Genomic DNA, 20458 nt, shown 5'->3' on the forward strand with positions numbered 1-20458 from the left:
CCTCTCAGAAGAAATGGAAACCGACTGCGAACAGTTTTTCCACCTGCTTGACCACCTTCTTGTCAAGGCAGAAGACGATCACGTGGTCTCCGGACTCGATCATCACGTCCTTGTGGGCGATCAGTACCCGGCCCCTCTGCTTCTGTCTGGCCAGACCGAAAAAGCCGATCTTCCGGCTCTTGTCGAGATCGCGCACAATCGCCGCGATGAATGCGCCAGCAATCTCGGGCAACTCACCGATGCGCCGGCCAACCACTTTCGAATTCTTCTGCTCACCGTGTGCGACGATTTCGAGCGCTTCGGCAGCGCCACGGCGCAGACTGTGCACCTGTGCCACATCGCCGTGACGGACGTAGGTCAGCAGCGTACCGATCGATACCTGTGCCGGCGAAATCGCGATGTCGATCGGCCCGCCCTGGACCAGTTCGGCATAGGCACGCCGGTTGATCAGTGCCACCACGCGCTTGCTGCCCATCCGCTTGGCCAGCGACCCGGCCATGATGTTATCTTCGTCGTCGTTGGTCAGCGCCAGGAAGAGATCCATTTCATCGATCGCTTCCTGCTGCAACAACTCCTCGTCGGTGGCGTCACCGCTGAGTACCAGCGCCGACTTGAGGGTCGTGGCGACAAACTCGGCGCGGCGCCGATCCAGCTCGATGACCTTGACCTGACACTTGCTCTCGAGCGCCTGAGCGACGCGCAGCCCGATATTGCCGCCGCCGGCGATCATCACCCGCCGGACAGGCTCCAGGGAGCGTCGGAGTTCGCGCATCATGGTCCGAATGTGTTCCTCGGCAGCCAGCAGGAAGACTTCATCTCCATCTTCGATGATCGTTTCGCCGGTGGGGGTCATGGCCCCGTCGCGACGAAAGATCGCCGCGATGCGTCCGTCGATTCCCGCTGGCAGATGATTGGACATTTCCTTGATCGGGCTCCCAACCAGCAGGCCACCGGCGTAGGCACGAACGGCGACGAGCGCCAGACGACCGTCGCCAAAACTGAGCACCTGCAATGCTTCAGGAAAATCGACCAGACGCGTAATGTACTCGGTGATGACCTGTTCAGGACACAAGGCATAATCGACAGCGAAATTCTCCGGGGACAGCAGCTTTTCACTGTCCAGAAAGTCGCGAGCGCGCAGCCGGGCGATCCGCGCCGGAACGTTGAAAATGCTGTGTGCCACCTTGCAGGCGACGAGATTGGTCTGATCGCTCTGAGTGACGGCAATCAGCAGATCGGCGTCAAGCAAACCAGCATTGGCCAATATCGATGGATGCGCCGCATTGCCAACCACCGTCTGCAGGTCAAGGCGATCCTGCAACTGCGCCAGACGTTCATGGTCGCTATCAACCACCGTGATATCGTTATTTTCAGAGGCGAGACTTTCGGCGACGCTGGCACCTACCTGGCCAGCACCGAGAATGACGATGTGCATTTTCCTGATCCCCCTGGTTGGACTTTACTCGCGCTCGTCACCACGCCGGCCAACGTTGAGCCCGAGTTGCTTCAATTTGCGGTAAAGGTGGGTACGTTCCAGGCCGGTCCTTTCCGCCAAACGCGTCATACTACCGCGTTCGCCGGTCAGGTGATATTCGAAATACATCCTTTCGAAGGCCTCGCGGGCTTCGCGCAGCGGTTGATCGAAAAACATCGCCGGTAGGGATGAAGAGGCACCGCTCTGTCCAACCTCGATCTGCAGGATACGGGCGACGTCATCGGCACTGATTTCTTCATCGAGGGCTGAGAGTGCGAGATTCTTGACGGTCGTCAGCAGTTCTGCCCACTCACCGTGCCAATGGTGCAAACGGAGTGAGTTCTGGGCGCTGCTGGAGAAATGCCGTAGCGGAACCTCGCCACGCTCGGCGAGATGGGCCAGCAATAGGCTGGCAATCTCGGGAACATCGTCGGCGTGGCCGGAGATCTGCGGTAGTGCTACCCAGACTTCGCCCAGGCGGTTGACCAGCCCCGGGTCCCAGCCGGCGTCGACCAGGCTTGCCAGCGGCCGGGTCGACGCAGCGACCAACTGCAGATTGTGTCTTTCGAGCCTTTCGAGTGCAAAGACCAGATTCATCTGTTGCAGTTTTCCGAGCTGTGCAAGATCGGAGATGAAAACGATACCGCCGCCAGCGTTCTGCAGCATTTCCTGCGTCAACGGCGCGCTCGATGTCGACAGATCCAGCCAGGGTGCCCGGTGTGTCTGCAAGGTGCGCGCGCAAATTTCGGCGATGCTGCCGGAGGCGCTCTTGAGGAGCAGTACCGAGGTTTTCGCTGCAGCCTGCTCGAGGCGCCTCTTGAGGTCCTTGAGCAACGGGGAGCGAGCGAAGGCATCGAGCGTCAACGGCTTCTTGAGCATCACCGTTTCGTGCTTGAGCGCTTTCTTGACAGTGAGCAGCAGTTTTTGCAGAGCAATCGGTTTCTCGAGGAAATCGGTGGCACCGATGCGTGTCGCTTCGACAGCCGAGTCGATCGTGCCATGACCCGACATCATTACCACCGGCATCGTCAGGAGGCCGCCCGCGGACCACTCCTTGAGCAGCGAAATTCCATCGGTATCGGGCATCCAGATGTCCAGCAGAACCAGGTCGGGCCGCTTGTCGGCGCGCAACTTGCGCGCTGCAGCAGCGTTCTCGGCCAGCCACACCGAGTGACCTTCATCGGCCAGAATTTCGGAAAGCAACTCACGAATTCCCATTTCGTCATCGACGATCAGTATTTGCGCCATGATCAGGCCTCGGAAGGAAGTTGGCTTGCGCGTCGCCGAGGTGCCGGCAGCGCTGCCAGCGGCAACAGGATGCTGACCTCGGCGCCGATTGGCTGACGATTGTTGATCCTGATGCGGCCGTGGTGTTCATCAACAATCTTCTTGACGATCGCCAGGCCCAGGCCAGTACCGCGTGCCTTGGTGGTGACATAGGGCTCGAAGACTCGCGCCATGATTTCGGGTGGAAACCCCGGTCCCAGATCGCTCACCAACAGTTCGACCATATGGTCGGTACGGCGTGTGCCGATCACGATACAGGGCGAATCCACTGCCTCCTGTGCTTCTTCGGCGTTGCGCAGCAGATTGTGGATGATCTGCCGCAACTGGGTGCTGTCTCCCCAGACCGGCGGTAACCTGGCAGCGAGATTTCGTTCGATCGAGGCCCGTGAGGTCTCATAGAGACCGAGCACCTCGACGACCAGTACGTTGAGGTCGACGGCCGCCAGTTCGGGTGCAGGCATGCGCGCATAGTCACTGAAGTCGGTGACCATCCGCTTCATCGCCTGCACCTGCATGATGATGGTTTGGGTCGAGCGAGCGAGCATCTCGGCATCGGCGCCGCCGAGCCGGTCGGCGAGCTTCATTTGCAGACGCTCGGCGGATAACTGAATCGGCGTCAGGGGGTTCTTGATCTCGTGCGCCAGCCGCCTGGCCACCTCACCCCACGCAGCACTGCGCTGGGCGGCGATGAGTCGCGTCACATCATCGAAAACGACGACATAGCCACCGTGCGATTCATCCGGGAGCTGCGTCCCCCGCAGGAGCAGGATCTGTGGCGGTCCATTGGGATGCTCAAGTTCGATCTGCTCTTGCCATTCCGTGCGTTGGCCCTCGGCAAAGGCATCGATGATGGCCTGGCCCAGCATCTGCTGGCGTGGCCAGACGGCTGCAGCCTCTCCGCGCAGACCGGCAAAGTCGTCAACGAGGATGGTCAGTGCGCCCTCATTCACCGTCCGCAGCACGAAGCGCCGGTCGAAGACGAGGACGCCGGCAGACAGATTGGCCAGAATCGATTCCAGGTAGGCACGTGCAGCTTCAAGCTCGGCGCGGTGGCGTTCGTTATCGCGTCGCGCCTCATCCAGCTGGCTGGTCATCTGCTTGAATGAGCGCGTCAGGATGCCCAGTTCATCACGGCTGTAGATCGCCTGCCGGGGAGTGTAGTCGCCAGCCGCCACAGCCTGGGTACCCTCGGCGAGGATGGACAGGGGTGCCGACAGACGACGGGCCAGCACGAAGGCCAATGCGATGGCGGTGAACAACGCCAGCAGCACGGTCAGGGTGAGGGTCATTGCATAGATCCGGGTCAGCCCTTCGCGCCCCAAGGAGAGTTCCTGATAATCGGCATATACGGCCTGCACACTGTTGGCGTTCAATGCGAGAGCACTCGGGACTGGCTCGGTGAGTTGCAGAATGCGCGTCTCGGCGCCGAGGCCCGACGGCGGAACGGGCACCAGGACGTGCAGACTGAAGTCCTTCTCACCATTGCTTTCAATGACCGCGTACCTGCGCTCGCTGCGCGCACGGCGCAATTGTTCGGACGACGGCTGTGCGGGCAGCCGGTTGGTGAGATCACCTGTGGCCGTTGCCAGCAACTCGCCACTGGTCGAAAACAAGGCTGCAGATTGCACGCCATTCTGCTCACGCAAGCGACTGAGTTCGAGCCGCCGTTGCGCTTCCGAACGTTCGCCGAGTTCCATCGCCATTGCCTGTCCTTTGATCGCAAGGTCTTCGAGCAAGGAATCGAGCGCACTGCGACCGAGGTTCAATCCCGCCTCGAGGGCTTTCTCGACGCGAACGTCAAACCAGGTTTCGATGCTTTTGGTGACAAACTGTACCGATACCGCGTAAATCAGCACCCCCGGCAGGACGGCCATGAGACCGAACATCAGCATCAGGCGAAGCTTGAGGCGCGAACCGAATACCTGCGCCCGATGTTCTCGCCAGAGCGCCTGTAATTGCCAGGCAATCAGCGCCAGCAACGACAGGGCGACAATCGCGTTCAATCCGAGCAGCCACGGGTAATGACTGGCGAAGAGCGCCGTATTGGCGCTTGCCGATGCCAGAAGAAACAGCAGGATGCCGCCAAACGATGCGGCGGCGACGATCAGTACTTTCATTTGGCGTCTACGCCAGGGGCCGCCAAGGTTGGAGTCCCTGTTGCGGTGAACGGGGCTGTTTCGACAGGGGTGAAGTTCCATCGCGCCCAGTCGGAAGAGAGGTTCCAGTCCCGGTTGGCCAAGGCGTTGACCTGAAAGGTCTTGGGCATCTGCGACAGGTCGAGGCGCATGCGCACGGCGGCGAGATAGGTCTGATCGACCTTGATCGATCCTTTGTCGAGGACCTGCCAGTTACGCAATCGCGACAGAATGCGCTGCGCATCGTCGAGCGAAGCGAAGCTCTGATGCAAGGCACCGCTCGACAAACGATACTGGCGCGTCAGCGCATGGTAGGAAAGCTGATAGGTTTGGCTGCGACTAATCACTTGTTCGTCCAGCCAGTACCAGCGCGAACGGCTCAGCTCGAAATCGACGACAAAGTACAGGGTAATGCCCCTGGCGATGGCTTCGTCGAGTCGGGCGTTGAGATTGATATTGAAATCTGCGGCCAGCGTGTAGCCGTCGTCGCCTGCGGAAAGGTTTGGGTTGCGGACGCTGATGTCGGCAGCCCACCCGCTAGCCAAAACAGACAGCAGCAGCAGTCCCAGGAGCAGGGAGCTAAACCGCTTTCCGTAGCAAGGCATAATAAAATCCGTCATGTTCTTCCTGCGGCAGGAGTCTTTCTTCGGCTAGGCGCCTGGCGGCTGGTTGGCGAAAGAGGAACGCATCGATCTGCGCACCGTTCTCTTCGGGGAAAACCGAACAGGTCGCGTAAAGCAGCTTGCCGCCTGGTTTCAGCAGTGGCCAAAGCTTGTCAAGAATTTCGGTCTGGATGCGAGCGAAGCGTCGGATATCGCTCTCCCGGCGCAGATATTTGATGTCCGGGTGCCGACGCGCAACGCCCGACGCCGAGCAAGGTACATCGGCAAGAATGGCGTCGAATGGCTGGCCATCCCACCACTGATCGGTCGCTCGACAATCGGCCACCTGTACCGTCGCCTGCAGGCCAAGGCGCTGCAGGTTATCCTCGACAAGGCGTGTGCGATGGCCGTCGATGTCGAGTGCCAGTAACTGGATGTCCGCCATTTCAAGCAGATGCCCGGTTTTTCCGCCGGGGGCCGCACACGCGTCGAGCAGACGTTGGCCGGCGAGCGGTTCAAGGAGGTGTACAGCACGTTGGGCGCCGGCGTCCTGGATCGATACCCGTCCGTCGACGAAGCCTGGCAAGGCATCGACCGGAACTGGTCTGGCAAGAATCAGTCCGTCGCATCCCGCCGGCCGGGCCGACAAGCCTGCACTTTGCAGATGTGTTGCATAATCAGTCAGCGTGGTACGTCGCCGATTGACACGCAGGGTCATCGGTGGCGGGAGATTACCGACCGTCACGATGTTCTGCCAATGTTCCGGATAGCAACGCCGCAAACGTGCCAGCCACCAGACAGGATGCTGTTGTGCGGCTTCGTCATCATCGAGCATGGCCGCATGCAGGACCTCTCGCTGGCGCAGATAATTTCGCAGCACGCCATTCACCAGCCCCTTGAAGCCGCCGCCTGCCAGTTCGCCAGCCGCCGCCACGGCCTGATCAACTACCATGTAGCCGGATTCGGGTCGCGTTTGCAAACGGTAAAGCGCTCCCAGCAGTAGCGCCTGCACTTCTGGATGCGGCAGCGATCTTTGCAGCAGGCGCCGCAGAATGAACTCACCACAACCGTACCGGCGCAAGCTCCCGTAAACCACGTCCTGGGCCGCAGCACGGGCGGCAGGCGCCGTTTTACCGAGGATGGACAGCGCTTGCGTCAGGCTCTGTCCGGCGTGCACGCGTGCCATCACCCGTGCCGCCAGCGACAGGCTCAAGGCGAGCGAATCCGGTGCCAGCGTGGATGGCGTCGGCCCATCCGGGCACGACGGCGATGAACCTTGGTCCGGAAGCGTCGGTTTGCGCACGCGCAGCGCGCGCGGCGAAGGAGAAGAAGGAGAGGAAGGCAAGGCCGGGATGGGTGGCGATTAAGGATCTGACGAGTTTAGCACGATGCCTGATGATGGCGAGATCGTCGCTGACAAACGATAATGCGGCCATGGTTTCGCCTTCACTCAAATCCTACGCATGGCTGTCGATCGCCGCGGCACTCGTTACGCTGACTCTGAAAGGAATGGCCTGGCTACTGACAGGTTCCGTCGGACTGCTCTCGGACGCCCTCGAATCGGTGGTCAATCTGGCTGGTGCGATGATGGCGCTGGCAATGCTGACGGTCGCCGAGCGGCCTGCAGATGAAGGACACGCCTTTGGCCACGGCAAGGCCGAGTACTTCTCGAGTGGATTCGAAGGACTGCTGATCCTGCTGGCCGCTGCGACCATCGCCATTGCCGCGGTTGAACGCCTTCTTCATCCGCAGGAACTTGAGCAAATCGGGGTTGGGCTGCTGGTATCGGTGCTGGCCTCACTGATCAATCTTGTCGTCGGTCGTATCCTGCTGCTTGCCGGCCAGCGTCGGCGATCGATCACCCTCGAAGCCGACGCACACCACTTGCTAACCGATGTCTGGACATCGGCAGGCGTGATTCTTGGCGTTGCCGGAGTGGCCGCCACGGGATGGCTGTGGCTCGACCCGCTGCTGGCCCTGCTGGTCGCCAGCAATATCGTGTGGACTGCCTGGCGCCTGCTGCAACGTACGACTGCCGGGCTGATGGATGGCAGCCTGCCGCCGGAGCAGTACGCACTGGTACTCACCATCCTGGATCGTTACCGTGCGCTGGGCATCGACTATCATGCCTTGCGTACCCGCGAGTCAGGTGCGCGCCGCTTCATTTCCCTGCATGTCCTCGTACCGGGAGAGTGGACCATCGACCGTGGTCATCAACTTGCCGAGAATATCGAACGCGAAATTCGTCAAGTGCTACCGCATACGTCGGTATTCACCCATCTCGAACCGCTGGACGATCCAGTCTCACAGGACGATATCAACCTTGACCGCTAGACGAACGATGGTTGCAAAATTCTTTGGGCGGCTGTTGCCGATGAGCCTGCTGTGGGTTCTGGCTTTTCCGGCTGCGGCCTGGAATGCCGCCGGGCATCGGATCAGCGCCATGATCGCCTGGGAACACATGGATGCACCCACCCGAAATGCGGTTGCGGCCATCCTGGAACAGCATCCGGACTTTGAGCACTGGCAGCTGCGGGCCAACGGCGCTGATCCTGACCTGACGGCCTTTCTCGAAGCCTCGACCTGGCCCGACGACATTCGCCGCGACAAGCGCTTCTACACTGCGGGCAGCGAGGAACCCACATCGACCCAGCCCGGTTTCCCCGATATGGAAAGGCGGCTGAGCTGGCATTTCGTTGATCGTCCCGTGGGCTGGTACGATCGTCTGCTGCCGTCGCCGGGCGTCATTGATCGGCAACTGGTAGCGCTCGCCAGAATCGTCGGCGACCGCAAGGAAAAGCCCAGCGCGCGCGCCTACGCGCTACCCTGGCTGATCCACCTCGTTGGCGACGCACATCAACCGCTGCACGCTGCGAGCCGCTATGGCCCGGACGGACGAAGCGATCAGGGCGGAAACAGGGTAACGATCAACAACCCCTTCCAGCCACACGCTTCATCGACCAGTCTGCACCGGTATTGGGATGATCTGCCGGGGCCACCCTGGCTGAACGGCAGCAGATTGCACAGCACGGCCATTGCCCTGACCAGTCGCTATGCAACTCCGGCGGCTACGGGAACACCCGAGCAATGGATCGATGAAAGCTGGCAGATTGCCAGTGAGCACGCCTATCCACCGGAAATCGATGCTGCGCCAACGATCACTGCCGACTTTCACAACCAAGCACTGACCATCGCAAACCGTCGTGTCACCGAAGCAGGCTATCGTCTTGCGGCGCTGTTGCAGCAGTTGTTGCGATAGTGCGTGTGGCAAGGCAGCGGCGGCTGGCAACCCATGTTTCACGTGAAACAAGACCGATTTGTGGACCTTAGCGGACCATGGCGCGTAGCCGGGCCACCCTTTCTTCAGTCGGCGGATGGGTGCTGAACAGACCAGCAACCGCACCGCCCGACAGGGGGTTCATGATCATCATTTGAGCTGTTTCAGGATGCGCTTCGGCCGGCGCCAACGGAATGCCGCGAGCGTAGGCGTCGATTCTTGTCAAGGCATCGGCAAGCGCCCTCGGGTCACCACAGATTTCAGCACCTCCACGATCGGCCTCAAACTCGCGCGCACGGGAGATGGCCATCTGAATCAGCGACGCGGCCAGCGGCGCGAGCAGGGCGACAAGTAGGCCGGCCATAGGATTGCTTGGACGCCCTTCCGAATCACGACCACCAAAAAATACCGCAATATTGGCCAATGCGGAGATGGCACCAGCCATGGTCGCTGAAATCGTCGAGATCAGGATGTCGCGATGCCGAACGTGTGCCAACTCATGTGCCATGACTCCACGGATCTCGCGTGCCGACAACAACTGGAGAATTCCCGTTGTCGCAGCGACCGCAGCGTTTTCCGGGTTGCGACCGGTAGCAAAAGCATTCGGTTGCGCTTCGTCGATCAGGTAGACTTTCGGCATCGGCAGCGCGGCACGCCGGGCAAGTTCCCTGACCATACTGTAGAACTGTGGTGCCGAGGTTTCATCCACCTCGCGAGCATTGTACATTCTGAGCACCATCTGGTCTGAAAACCAGTAGGCGAAGAAATTCATCGCACCGCCAAAGAGCAACGCCAACAGCATTCCCGACTTGCCGCCCATGAGTGCCCCCACGGTGCCAAACAATGCAACGATCGCGGCCATCAGGATAGTCGTTTTCAGCCAGTTGCCGAGCATCGTAAAATCCTCCATCCATACAGCTTGGTTCTCATCTGAACAGCCAGATGGGGTGTCGACGCCACATTTCAAGGCATGCTCAACGCACACCGGGAACCCTGTACGACCGGCGTACCAGCCAGGAACTGTGCCGCGGCAAGCCGTTTGCCGCCTGCTTTCTGCAACTCGACAAGACGCAGAGCCCCCTCACCACAGGCGACGACAATGCCATTTCGCTGTACGGCGAGAATCTCTCCGGGCAGGCCAACGCCAGCCACCAGTTCGGCGCGCCAGACCTTGAGCAAATTGCCGTCAAGACAACACGACGCACCCGGAACCGGGTTGAAGGCGCGCACCTGCCGTTCCAGTTGAACCGCTGGAAGACGCCAGTCGAGCGCTGATTCCGCCTTGTTGATCTTGGCCGCGTAGGTAATCCCTGCCGGTGGTTGTGGCTGGGCTTGCAGTGGCAAGCACGCCAACGCCTCGACGATCAGCAAGGCGCCCTGCTCGGCCAAACGATCCTGTAGCGAAGAAGTCGTATCGTCTTCGTTGATCGGCTGCCGTGCTGACATCAGTACCGGGCCGCTATCGAGCCCTGCGTCCATCTGCATGATGCAAACGCCGGTTTCCTGGTCACCGGCGAGAAGCGCACGCTGCACTGGTGCGGCACCTCGCCAGCGTGGCAGCAACGAGGCATGAATGTTGATACAGCCAAAGCGGGGTATGTCGAGTACTGCTTGCGGGAATATCAGCCCATAGGCCGCCACGATGATCGCTTCGGCAGCAGCCCTGTGTATCTGCTCCAGCACCAGGGAGTCCCGTAAGCTCAGGGGCTGTAAGACCTCGATTCCAACCGACTCCGCCAGTTGCTTGACCGGCGACGCATGGAGTGCGAGTCCGCGCCCGGCAGCGCGATCCGGTTGGGTCAGTACCAGTACGACCTGATGTCCCGCGGCAATGATGGCCCGCAGGGAAATTGCAGCAAATTCTGGCGTGCCGGCAAAGATCAGTTTCATGCGGTGATGCGTGCCTGCTTGGCGAGCTTGTTCCTGATGCGCAACTGTTTCAATTGCGACAGGTGGTCGACAAAGACGCGCCCTTGCAGATGATCGATTTCGTGCTGCAGACACACAGACAACAAACCGACTGCTTCGATAATCTGTTCGTGTCCTTCCAGATCGAGGTAGCGAACGACGACACGTTCCGCTCTTTCGACCTTGTCGTAAATTCCGGGCACCGACAGGCACCCTTCCTCACAGACCTGTAGGCCATCCTGCAGAATGATTTCCGGGTTGACCAGGGTCAGCAACTGATCTCTGGTTTCGGAAGCATCAATGACGATCACGCGTTGGTGTACGTCTACCTGTGTGGCAGCAAGACCAATCCCGGGCGCTTCGTACATGGTTTCGGCCATGTCACGGGCCAGGCGACGAATGCTGTCATCCACCTGTTGAACGCGCACGGCAAGCTTCTTCAGGCGCGGATCGGGAAAGCGAAGTATCGGTAGTAGAGACATAAAAAGCTTGATCGAAGAAGTAACTACGTGCAAAATCCAGCACGCTGTCTTGACAATGCCGACGTCGTTGGCACGGCGCCTGCGATGACTTTGGCGCAGACTGGGTAAATGACCGTATGGGACAGAAATCTCGACCGGGAATTCCCCAACCGCTCCTACGAGGATAACACGATGATCCGCATTATGTCCGCGTTCATTCTGGCCATGATCAGTGCGCTCTGTGGCGCCGTCGGGCAGGAAATCCAGTTGGCCGAGGGTGCCCCGAACCGCCATATCGTAGTGCCGGGCGATACCTTATGGGACCTTGCCGGAAAATTCCTGAAAGAACCCTGGAGATGGCCGGAAATCTGGCGAATGAACGAGGAAGAGGTCAACAATCCGCACCGTATCTACCCCGGTGATGTGATTGTTCTCGAACGCGATGTGCAGGGCTCACCCCGGTTGCGTTTGCAGAGCATCCGGCTAGTACCGCAGATATACTCAACGGATGTCAAAGATGAAATCCCGGCAATTCCACCAAACCTCATCAGGCCATTTCTCTCAGACCCGCTGATCGTGGAAGTCTCCAGCCTTGATCGAGCAGCGCGCATCGTTGCAACGCAGCAGGACAGGGTCTACCTTGGCAATGGTGACCTCGCCTATGTCGCCGGCGCTGATCCGTCCAGGCTGGACTGGCAGATCTATCGCAACGGCAGGCCGTTACACGATCCGGATAATCACCAGATCCTCGGTTACGAAGCTTTCTATCTTGGCACCGCAAGGCAGCTCGAACCCGGCAATCCCGCGACCTTTGAGGTCGTCACGATGAAACAGGAAATCGGTCGTGGCGACCGCCTGCTGCCGGCAATACGTCCCCCGCTGGTTGCCTACGTGCCACACAAACCCGGATTTCAGGTCAATGGCCGGGTGATTTCAGTCTATGGCGGCGTCGACACCGCAGGCCGCGGGTCAATTGTCACGCTTAATCGTGGGGCCAGGGACGGGATCGAGATTGGGCATGTTCTGGCGCTCGAACGCAACCGCACGATAGTCGAGCGTGATGAGAACGATACCAAGGTGAGGGTACCGATTCCTCCGGAACGAATCGGCTTGCTGTTCGTCTTTCGGATATTTGAGCGTCTATCGTACGGTCTGGTGGTTAAGTCTGAGAGTACTGTAGACGTCAACGACTTTGCTCGTTCACCTTAGGGATGAATGCGGCCGAGTCGTTGGCGAACTGGCTACGACTGACGCTGATTCCGGGTATTGGCGGTGAGACCCAGCGCAAGCTGTTAAGCGTTTTCGGACTTCCGGAAGCCATCTTCCTTGCGAGTCGCAGCGCGTTGCGCAATATTGTGGGTGACAAGGCCGCAAGCCGGGTACTCGATACCGACAATCAGTTCATGATTGAGGAAGCGCTGCGCTGGTCGGAGAAGCCTGGTCAGCACCTGCTGTGTCTGGCCGACCCCGAATATCCCCAATCACTGCTGCAAATACCCGACCCACCAACGCTGCTCTATGTTCGCGGCCGTCTCGATCTGCTCAATACGCCTGCCCTGGCAATGGTCGGTAGCCGCAACCCTACCCCACAAGGGATTACCCATGCCGAGCGCTTCGCTGCTGCCCTTGCCGATGCCCAGCTGACGATTACCAGCGGCCTTGCCCTGGGGATAGATGCAGCCGCTCATCGCGGTGCACTGAAGGCTTCGGGCAACACCGTGGCCTTCATTGGCACCGGTATTGATCGCATCTACCCGTCCGCGAACCGGGATCTGGCGCACGCAATCGAGGCCTATGGTACGATCATCTCGGAGTTTCGCTTGGGCACTCCCCCCGTTGCCGCCAACTTCCCGCGCCGAAACCGCCTGATATCGGGCTTCTCGCGCGGCGTTCTGGTGGTCGAAGCGACGACCGAAAGCGGCTCCTTGATCACCGCACGCCTGGCCGCCGAGCAGGGTCGCGAGGTCTTTGCCATCCCCGGATCGATTCACTCCCCGCAGGCACGCGGCTGCCATCAATTGATCAAACAGGGTGCAAAACTGGTCGAAACCGTCCAGGATGTGCTCGACGAGCTACATTGGATAAGCACTTCTCCCCGGCCAAGGGTTTCCCCGGCAAGTGGTGACCCAGCCAACGAACTATTGTTGAGCATGGGTTTTGATCCCTGCGCTCTGGACGAACTCGTAGACCGCAGTGGCTTGACGGCTGACGTGGTTTCGGTGATGCTGCTGCACTTGGAAATGAATGGCCAGGTTGGCAGTTTGCCTGGCGGGCGCTATCAACGCATTTCCCACAACTGAGAACCTCGCCGACAGAATCATGATGACCCGCGCAGCCAATCCCCCGACGACTCCTTTCGCCACCCTTCCCGGCTGATGAAGACCCCATGAGCAAGAAACTGATCATCACCGAGAAGCCTTCTGTTGCCGCCGACCTTGCGCGTGCGATTGGCGGATTCGTTCGGCACGAAGACTACTTCGAGAATGACGATTACGTCCTCTCGTCGGCCATTGGTCACCTGCTGGAACTGGCTTGTCCCGAAGAATATGAGGTCAAACGCGGCAAATGGTCATTCGCCCATCTGCCAGTGATCCCACCACACTTTACCCTGCAGCCGATTGCCAAGACCGAGTCGCGCCTCAAGCTGTTGGTCCGTCTGATCAAGCGCAAGGACGTGGTCAGTCTGGTAAACGCCTGTGACGCCGGTCGTGAAGGGGAATTGATCTTCAACTACATCACCCAGCATGCTGCCAATGGCAAACCGGTAGAGCGCTTGTGGCTACAGTCAATGACTCCGCAAGCCATCAAGGAAGGCTTCATGTGCCTGCGCAAAGGCGCAGATATGCGCGGACTGGGGGATGCTGCGGTGTGTCGCTCGGAATCCGACTGGCTGGTCGGCATCAATGGTACGCGCGCGATGACCGCCTTCAACTCCAAGACTGGCGGCTTTCACCTGACTACCGTTGGTCGCGTTCAAACACCATCACTCGCACTGATCGTCGAACGCGAGGATCGTATCCGCAAGTTCAAGCCCCGTCCCTACTGGGAACTTGAGGGAGTCTTCGTCTGTCGCGCCGGAGAGTATCGTGGCAAATGGTTCGACGAGAAATTCAAGGGCAAGGATGATGACGAACATGCACGCGCCGATCGCCTCTGGGATGAAACCAAAGGCATCCTGCTGCAGCAGAAATGCGCAGGCAAAATGGCGGAAGTCAGCGAGGAATCCAAGGCTTCGACACAGCTATCACCGTTGCTCTTTGATCTGACCAGCCTCCAACGCGAGGCCAACGGGCGCTACGGGTTTTCTGCAAAGGCCACGCTTGGCTTAGCGCAGGCGCTATATGAAAAGCACAAGGTCCTCACCTATCCGCGTACCGATTCGCGCGCGCTACCCGAGGACTATGTTTCGACAGTCAGCAGCACGCTCTCGATGCTGACCGGAGAGGTGGTCGGGAAAGGTCACGACGAAGCGATGCTGGCTCGCTATGCGCCTTTCGCACAGCAGATCCTGAACAGCCGCTGGGTTATTCCGAACAAGCGCATTTTCAACAACGCCAAGGTTTCTGATCATTTCGCGATCATTCCGACGCTGCAGGCACCCAAACATCTGTCCGAGCCCGAGTCGAAGCTTTACGACATGGTCGTCAAGCGCTTTCTGGCCGTATTCTATCCGGCGGCGGAATTTCTGATCACCACCCGCATTTCACGTGTCCAGTCCGAGCCCTTCAAGACCGAAGGCAAGGTTCTGGTGAACCCGGGTTGGCTGACGGTCTATGGTCGTGACGCGCAGTCTGATGGCGAGGGTAATCTGGTTGCCGTTACACCAGAGGAGAAGGTCAGGGCTGAAGAGATGGTGCTTGGCGCCCATCAAACCAAAGCGCCGCCCCGCTACTCTGAGGCCAGCTTGTTGACGGCCATGGAAAGCGCCGGCAAGGCCATGGATGACGAAGAGTTGCGGGCGGCGATGGCCGGACGCGGTCTTGGTACCCCAGCGACGCGCGCCCAGATCATAGAAAACCTGCTCTCCGAACAGTACCTTCTTCGTGAAGGCCGCGAACTGCAGCCAACCGCCAAGGCATTTTCGCTGATGACACTCCTCAATGGTCTGGGCATCCGCGAGTTGACCGCACCCGAACTGACCGGTGAATGGGAATGGAAACTTGCGCGCATGGAAAGAGGTGAGATGTCGCGCAAAGAATTCATGAAAGAGATCGCGGCAATGACTCAACATATTGTCGACCGCGCAAAAAGTTACGACAGCGACAGCATTCCTGGAGATTTTGGAGAACTCTCGACACATTGCCCGAAATGCGGTGGATTGATCAGGGAAACCTACAAGAAATTTCAGTGCCAGACCTGCGATTTCGCACTATGGAAAATCGTCGCCGGCCGACAATTCGAAGCAACCGAGATCGAAGAGTTACTCACCAAGCGTAAAGTCGGCCCCTTGAGCGGCTTCCGGAACAAAATGGGTCGTCCTTTCAACGCCATTGTCCAACTGAACGCTGCAAATGCTCCGGAGTTCGATTTTGGGCAAGGCACTGCCAGTGATGAAGGTTCTGTCGAGACAGTCGATTTCTCAGACAGCGAGTCGCTGGGGGCTTGCCCGAAATGCGCGGCGCGTGTCTTCGCTCATGGCATGGCCTATGTCTGCGAGAAATCTGTTGGGCCCGCGAAGAGCTGTGACTTTCGCTCGGGAACGATCATTCTTCAGCAACCGGTTGAACCCGAACAGATGCGGAAACTTCTCGACACCGGGCGTACGGATTTGCTCAAGGATTTCATCTCCGCACGTACTCGTCGAAAATTCTCGGCTTACCTGGTACGCGGTGCCGATGGCAAGGTCGGCTTTGAGTTCGAGAAACGTGCGCCTAAACCTGCATCGAAAACGACCAAGGGAACACCCGTTCCGACAAGCTCGACCACACCCCCCAACACCGCTGCAGTACCCGCGCAGCGCAGGAAGACAACGGGTCAGGCCACATGAAACAGGCCGGCACCTGTTTCACGTGAAACATATCAGCGCAGGGCACTTGTCAGGTGGCCTGTGTTGTCATGCTCGAATGACCCCTGGTGGAGGTGCGTCCAGGATGGCTGCCCGCAACACGTCGATTGCCTGCGGTCTGGGGAAAGTCGCCCGCCAGGCGATGACTACCTGTCGCATAGGGGCAGGCTCAGTGAAATGGCGAAACAACAGCAACGGATCTTGCTGCGGCCACGATGCCGCAGCCGATGCCGGTACGATCGAGATGCCCGCGCCACTTGCAACCATGTAACGAACCGTTTCGAGGGAACTTCCTTCAAGCGCACCCGTGGTTCCGCCAGGTGCCGAAAGCTGTGGGCAGGCCTGTACCACCTGGTCCCGAAAACAGTTGCCAATGCCCAGGAGCAACAGATTTTCCGCAGCCACCTGCTCCGGATCGATCAGGGATTCCATGGCTAAAGGATGGCCGGTCGGCATCGCAACACAAAATGGCTCCTCATACACCACTCTGGAGACGATCCCCGGCTCATCAAATGGCAAGGCTACGACAATCACATCGAGATCACCCCGGCGCAACTGCGCAGCCAGGTTGACGGTAAAGTTCTCGTGTAGATAGAGTGGCATCCGCGGTGCGCGGGAATGCAAGGACGGAATCAGACGCGGCAGAAGGTAGGGCGCAATAGTATAGATGACGCCAAGGCGCAATGGCCCAGACAAGGGGTCCTTCCCCTGCGCAACGATCTCCCGGATCCTTCCCGCTTCTTCAAGCACCCGCTCAGCCTGCAGCGCGATCTGTTCGCCGATCATTGTCAGCCGAACATCAGCGGAGGATCGCTCGAACAGAATGACGCCATGCCGCTGCTCGACCTTTTTCAATGCTACTGAGAGCGTGGGTTGGCTGACATGGCACTTCTCGGCTGCATGCCCGAAGTGTCTCTCACGTGCAAGCGCAACGATATAACGCAGTTCGGTCAATGTCATCGCAATGAACCCGGATGCAAATCATGGGCTGGATCAGCTCCCGCGGCAGGTACCGGCCATCGCCTCATGCTCGTTGTGCCAGAAGCTCCAGCTCTGGCGACTCCAGCCATATCCACTGGCCTATGGGTAATTCCGGGGGCAAACAAAAACCACCCACTGCAATGCGATGCAAGGCCTCGACACGATTGCCGGCAGCGGCGATCATCCGCTTCACCAGATGGTATCTTCCCTCGGTAACAGTCAAACGCAATCGCCTTTCGTCCAGCCGGATGCACGCCACTGCTTCGACCGGTTTGGCATTGTCATGTAATTCCACCCCATTGAGTAGCGCCATCACCTGTGCATCATCGACCGTATGCCTCGTCGTAACCTCATAGACTTTAGGAACCTTCTTACGTGGCGAGGTGAAGGTATGGATGAATTGACCATCGTCGGACAGCAGCAGCAGGCCCGTGCTGTCCTGGTCAAGGCGACCAACGGTCTGGACCCCACGTGTCGCCAGCGGCTGCGGAAGCAGCGAATAGACGCTGGGGTAATGTTGTGGACGACGGGAGCATTCATAACCCGCTGGCTTGCTCATCGCAAGGTAGGCAAACTCGCGATAATTCCACAGTACACCATCAACGGCAAAGCTCAGCCCAGCCGGTTCGAAGTGCTCAAAGGGATCCGCGCAGACCTTCCCGGCGACGTTGACGCGACCCTGGACGACCAGCATACGGCACTCTACCCGGCTGCCAAAGCCCTGTGATCTGAGCAAGCGTTCAAGTTCCATTCAACACCAATAATCCGCCGATGGCTATTGTTGTCCGATCCGCCAACTGCAACAATAGATATTGTTGCCATCCATCCATCCATTCCACGGAGATTCCCCTCATGCTGGTGAAGTTTACATCAAGCACTTCCGGCCAGATCATGATGTTTGCCCAGGTCGCTCGTCAACTGCTCGAGCTGGTCGGTAAAGACTGCAGCGCCCGCGGCGTCATCACCACTGAACAATTACCCGAAGCGATCGAGCGCCTACGTGTCGCCACCGCTGAACACAAGAGCCATTCCAGCACTCATGGCGAGGCTGACAACAATGATGGCAGCGACGAGCAAGACGCATCAGCGGTCGGACTTGGCCAACGCGCCTATCCGATGATCGAACTGCTCGAGTGGACCCGCAAAGAGGATGGCTTCATCCTTTGGGAGGCTGCCAAGGACTTCTGAAGTGGTCGGGCAAGGAGAGTCGCCGAACCGATGGTCATCGGCCCCACGGCCAGCTCCTGCTGTTCGTTCCTGGAATGTTTCGTCAACATCGTGCTGACGGTTCAGATCTTTTGGTATACCTCGGCACCGGCCTTGACGAATTCGATGGCTTTGCCTGCCATTCCCTTGGCCAGCGCCTCGGTTTCGCTCACCCCCTGCTCGATGGCAAACTCCCGCACTTCCTGAGTAATCTTCATGGAGCAAAAATGTGGGCCACACATCGAGCAAAAATGCGCAACTTTTGCCGAATCCTTGGGCAAGGTTTCGTCATGAAACTCTCGCGCCTTGTCCGGGTCTAGCCCCAGGTTGAATTGATCTTCCCAACGGAATTCGAAGCGCGCCTTCGACAAGGCGTTGTCACGGATCTGCGCACCCGGATGACCCTTGGCAAGATCAGCCGCATGGGCGGCCAGCTTGTAGGTGATGATTCCGGTCTTGACATCGTTCTTGTCGGGAAGACCCAGGTGTTCCTTGGGCGTCACGTAGCAGAGCATGGCTGTGCCGAACCAGCCGATCATCGCTGCACCGATTCCGCTGGTAATATGATCATAACCGGGTGCAATGTCGGTAGTCAGCGGTCCCAGGGTATAAAATGGGGCCTCCCTGCAGAAGGAAAGCTGCAAATCCATGTTCTCCTTGATCATGTGCATCGGCACATGGCCGGGTCCCTCGATCATCACCTGCACATCGTGCTTCCAGGCGATATCTGTAAGTTCCCCGAGAGTCTTCAACTCACCAAGTTGGGCCTCGTCGTTGGCATCGTAGATCGACCCCGGACGCAACCCATCACCGAGGCTGAAGGACACATCATAGGCCTTCATGATCTCGCAGATTTCCTCGAAGTGGGTGTAGAGAAAGCTTTCCCGGTGATGGGCCAGACACCACTTGGCCATGATCGACCCCCCTCGCGAAACGATTCCGGTCAGGCGTCCAGCGGTCAGTGGCACATAACGCAAGAGCACGCCGGCATGGATCGTGAAGTAGTCGACCCCCTGCTCCGCCTGTTCGATGAGCGTGTCGCGGAAAATCTCCCAGTTCAGGTCTTCGGCTTTGCCATTGACTTTTTCGAGAGCCTGATAGATCGGCACCGTTCCGATCGGTACCGGACTATTGCGAATGATCCACTCACGCGTTTCATGGATATTCTTCCCGGTCGACAGATCCATCACGGTGTCCCCACCCCAGCGGATGGCCCAGGTCATTTTTTCGACTTCTTCCTGGATGCTCGAACCAAGTGCCGAGTTGCCGATGTTGGCATTGATCTTGGTAAGGAAGTTGCGGCCAATGATCATCGGCTCGCTTTCCGGATGATTGATATTGCACGGGATGATTGCCCTGCCCCGCGCAACTTCGGAGCGCACGAACTCCGGACTGATTTCGTCAGGGATGCTGGCACCATAGCTGTTGCCGGGATGCTGACGACAGAGAATTTCAGCAAGACGCTGCCCTTGTGGACCTGAAGTCTTGATCTGCTCGATATAGGTGCGCCGGTTGTTGTTTTCCCGGATTGCGACATACTCCATCTCCGGGGTGATGATACCGCGCCGTGCATAGTGCATCTGACTCACGTTGGCCCCTGGCCTGGCGCGCAGGGGCCAACGCCGCAGGCCTGGAAAGCGCAATTCATCAAGTGCTCCATCGGCCGCGCGGAGGCGACCGAAGGCCGAACTCAAACTGGAAAGCGGCTCGCTATCAGCTCTCTCGGCAATCCACTGTGCACGCAATGCCGGTAGCCCCTGGCGAACGTCGATATTTGCCTGTGGATCGGAATAGGGTCCGGAACAATCATAGACATAAATTGGCGGGTTTTGCTCGCCCCCGAAAGCCGTGTCGGTATCCGACTGCGTAATCTCGCGCATCGGTACGCGAATGTCCGGCCGGCTGCCGACCACGTAAATCTTTCGGGAATTGGGCAGCGGCTTGATCGCGGCCTCGTCCACATGAGCGTCGGCAGCAATGAATTTTTCGTTAGCGTTCATGGTATTTCCTTGCTTGATTGACTTGGCACCCCGATGTGTCCGCGCAACTTACTGGAAATGCCAGGCTTTAGCAAGAATATCGACAGCCCACGGAAGCGTCGGAACGACGCGCGGGAAGGAGC

General features: G+C 58.9%; 17 protein-coding genes. 6 read left to right on the top strand and 11 right to left on the bottom strand.

The genetic code is table 11. The features are described from left to right. Nucleotides 1-4: 4 nt before the first annotated feature. From trkA to rsmB, 5 genes are read right to left on the bottom strand one after another with little or no spacing between them, the layout of a single operon-like run. Nucleotides 5-1444, bottom strand: coding sequence for a Trk system potassium transporter TrkA (gene trkA, locus V5B39_RS02030; RefSeq protein ID WP_332341175.1), 1440 nt, complete (start codon nt 1442-1444; stop codon nt 5-7). Between the two features lie 15 nt (nt 1445-1459). Next, nucleotides 1460-2722, bottom strand: a complete 1263-nt coding sequence (locus tag V5B39_RS02035; protein ID WP_332341046.1) for a sigma-54-dependent transcriptional regulator — start codon at nt 2720-2722, stop codon at nt 1460-1462. Nucleotides 2723-2724: 2 nt separating this feature from the next. Continuing rightward, nucleotides 2725-4878: a sensor histidine kinase gene (locus tag V5B39_RS02040; protein ID WP_332341047.1), complete on the bottom strand. Its 2154-nt coding sequence runs from the start codon at nt 4876-4878 to the stop codon at nt 2725-2727. After that, entirely contained in the window at nt 4875-5501 is a 627-nt protein-coding gene (locus V5B39_RS02045; RefSeq protein WP_332341048.1) for a DUF4390 domain-containing protein, read from the bottom strand. Before V5B39_RS02045 ends, V5B39_RS02040 begins: the two co-directional genes overlap by 4 nt. Beyond that, complete coding sequence (gene rsmB, locus V5B39_RS02050; protein WP_332341049.1) at nt 5476-6711, bottom strand: 16S rRNA (cytosine(967)-C(5))-methyltransferase RsmB; 1236 nt, start codon at nt 6709-6711, stop codon at nt 5476-5478. The genes V5B39_RS02045 and rsmB overlap by 26 nt, the downstream gene beginning before the upstream one ends. 221 nt (nt 6712-6932) lie before the next feature. Between rsmB and V5B39_RS02055 the strand changes: the two genes are divergently transcribed. Both V5B39_RS02055 and V5B39_RS02060 read left to right on the top strand, forming a co-directional pair. Next, complete coding sequence (locus V5B39_RS02055) at nt 6933-7832, top strand: cation diffusion facilitator family transporter (RefSeq protein WP_332341051.1); 900 nt, start codon at nt 6933-6935, stop codon at nt 7830-7832. Next, on the top strand, nt 7822-8757 hold the full coding sequence (locus tag V5B39_RS02060; protein WP_332341052.1) for a S1/P1 nuclease: 936 nt from the start codon (nt 7822-7824) through the stop codon (nt 8755-8757). Before V5B39_RS02055 ends, V5B39_RS02060 begins: the two co-directional genes overlap by 11 nt. A 67-nt stretch (nt 8758-8824) precedes the next feature. Here V5B39_RS02060 and htpX read toward each other — a convergent pair whose 3' ends face one another. The 3 genes from htpX to def all read right to left on the bottom strand — a co-directional run bounded on the left by htpX (nt 8825) and on the right by def (nt 11165). Beyond that, nucleotides 8825-9670: a zinc metalloprotease HtpX gene (gene htpX / locus V5B39_RS02065; protein ID WP_332341054.1), complete on the bottom strand. Its 846-nt coding sequence runs from the start codon at nt 9668-9670 to the stop codon at nt 8825-8827. Between the two features lie 68 nt (nt 9671-9738). Beyond that, nucleotides 9739-10665, bottom strand: a complete 927-nt coding sequence (gene fmt, locus V5B39_RS02070; RefSeq protein WP_332341055.1) for a methionyl-tRNA formyltransferase — start codon at nt 10663-10665, stop codon at nt 9739-9741. Continuing rightward, nucleotides 10662-11165 carry a peptide deformylase gene (def, locus tag V5B39_RS02075; RefSeq protein WP_332341056.1) on the bottom strand — a complete coding sequence of 168 codons (504 nt, stop codon included), beginning with the start codon at nt 11163-11165 and terminating at the stop codon, nt 10662-10664. The genes fmt and def overlap by 4 nt, the downstream gene beginning before the upstream one ends. Before the next feature lie 108 nt (nt 11166-11273). Here def and V5B39_RS02080 point away from each other — a divergent pair, with 108 nt between their 5' ends. The 3 genes from V5B39_RS02080 (at nt 11274) to V5B39_RS02090 (ending at nt 16131) form a co-directional block, all read left to right on the top strand. Then, entirely contained in the window at nt 11274-12353 is a 1080-nt protein-coding gene (locus tag V5B39_RS02080; RefSeq protein WP_332341058.1) for a LysM peptidoglycan-binding domain-containing protein, read from the top strand. Between the two features lie 2 nt (nt 12354-12355). Further along, on the top strand, nt 12356-13444 hold the full coding sequence (gene dprA, locus V5B39_RS02085) for a DNA-processing protein DprA (protein ID WP_332341060.1): 1089 nt from the start codon (nt 12356-12358) through the stop codon (nt 13442-13444). An 86-nt stretch (nt 13445-13530) separates the two neighbouring features. Continuing rightward, entirely contained in the window at nt 13531-16131 is a 2601-nt protein-coding gene (locus V5B39_RS02090; protein WP_332341062.1) for a DNA topoisomerase III, read from the top strand. Between the two features lie 66 nt (nt 16132-16197). Here the strand turns inward: V5B39_RS02090 and V5B39_RS02095 are convergent, their stop codons facing one another. Together V5B39_RS02095 and V5B39_RS02100 are read right to left on the bottom strand one after the other, a co-directional pair. Next, nucleotides 16198-17109 (bottom strand): hydrogen peroxide-inducible genes activator, encoded by a 912-nt coding sequence (locus tag V5B39_RS02095; protein ID WP_332341063.1) that lies wholly within the window; start codon nt 17107-17109, stop codon nt 16198-16200. Between the two features lie 64 nt (nt 17110-17173). After that, nucleotides 17174-17881, bottom strand: coding sequence for a 16S rRNA pseudouridine(516) synthase (locus V5B39_RS02100; protein WP_332341064.1), 708 nt, complete (start codon nt 17879-17881; stop codon nt 17174-17176). 101 nt (nt 17882-17982) lie between these two features. On the opposite strand from V5B39_RS02100, the gene V5B39_RS02105 reads away from it, so the two are divergent. Beyond that, the gene (locus V5B39_RS02105) at nt 17983-18318 is read left to right on the top strand and encodes a DUF1840 domain-containing protein (RefSeq protein WP_332341065.1); all 336 of its coding nucleotides are present in this window, start codon (nt 17983-17985) and stop codon (nt 18316-18318) included. 101 nt (nt 18319-18419) lie between these two features. On the opposite strand, the gene thiC is transcribed toward V5B39_RS02105, so the two are convergent. Continuing rightward, complete coding sequence (gene thiC, locus V5B39_RS02110) at nt 18420-20336, bottom strand: phosphomethylpyrimidine synthase ThiC (protein ID WP_332341066.1); 1917 nt, start codon at nt 20334-20336, stop codon at nt 18420-18422. Between the last annotated feature and the right edge of the window lie 122 nt (nt 20337-20458).

Source organism: Accumulibacter sp., from assembly GCF_036625275.1.
Lineage (GTDB): Bacteria > Pseudomonadota > Gammaproteobacteria > Burkholderiales > Rhodocyclaceae > Accumulibacter.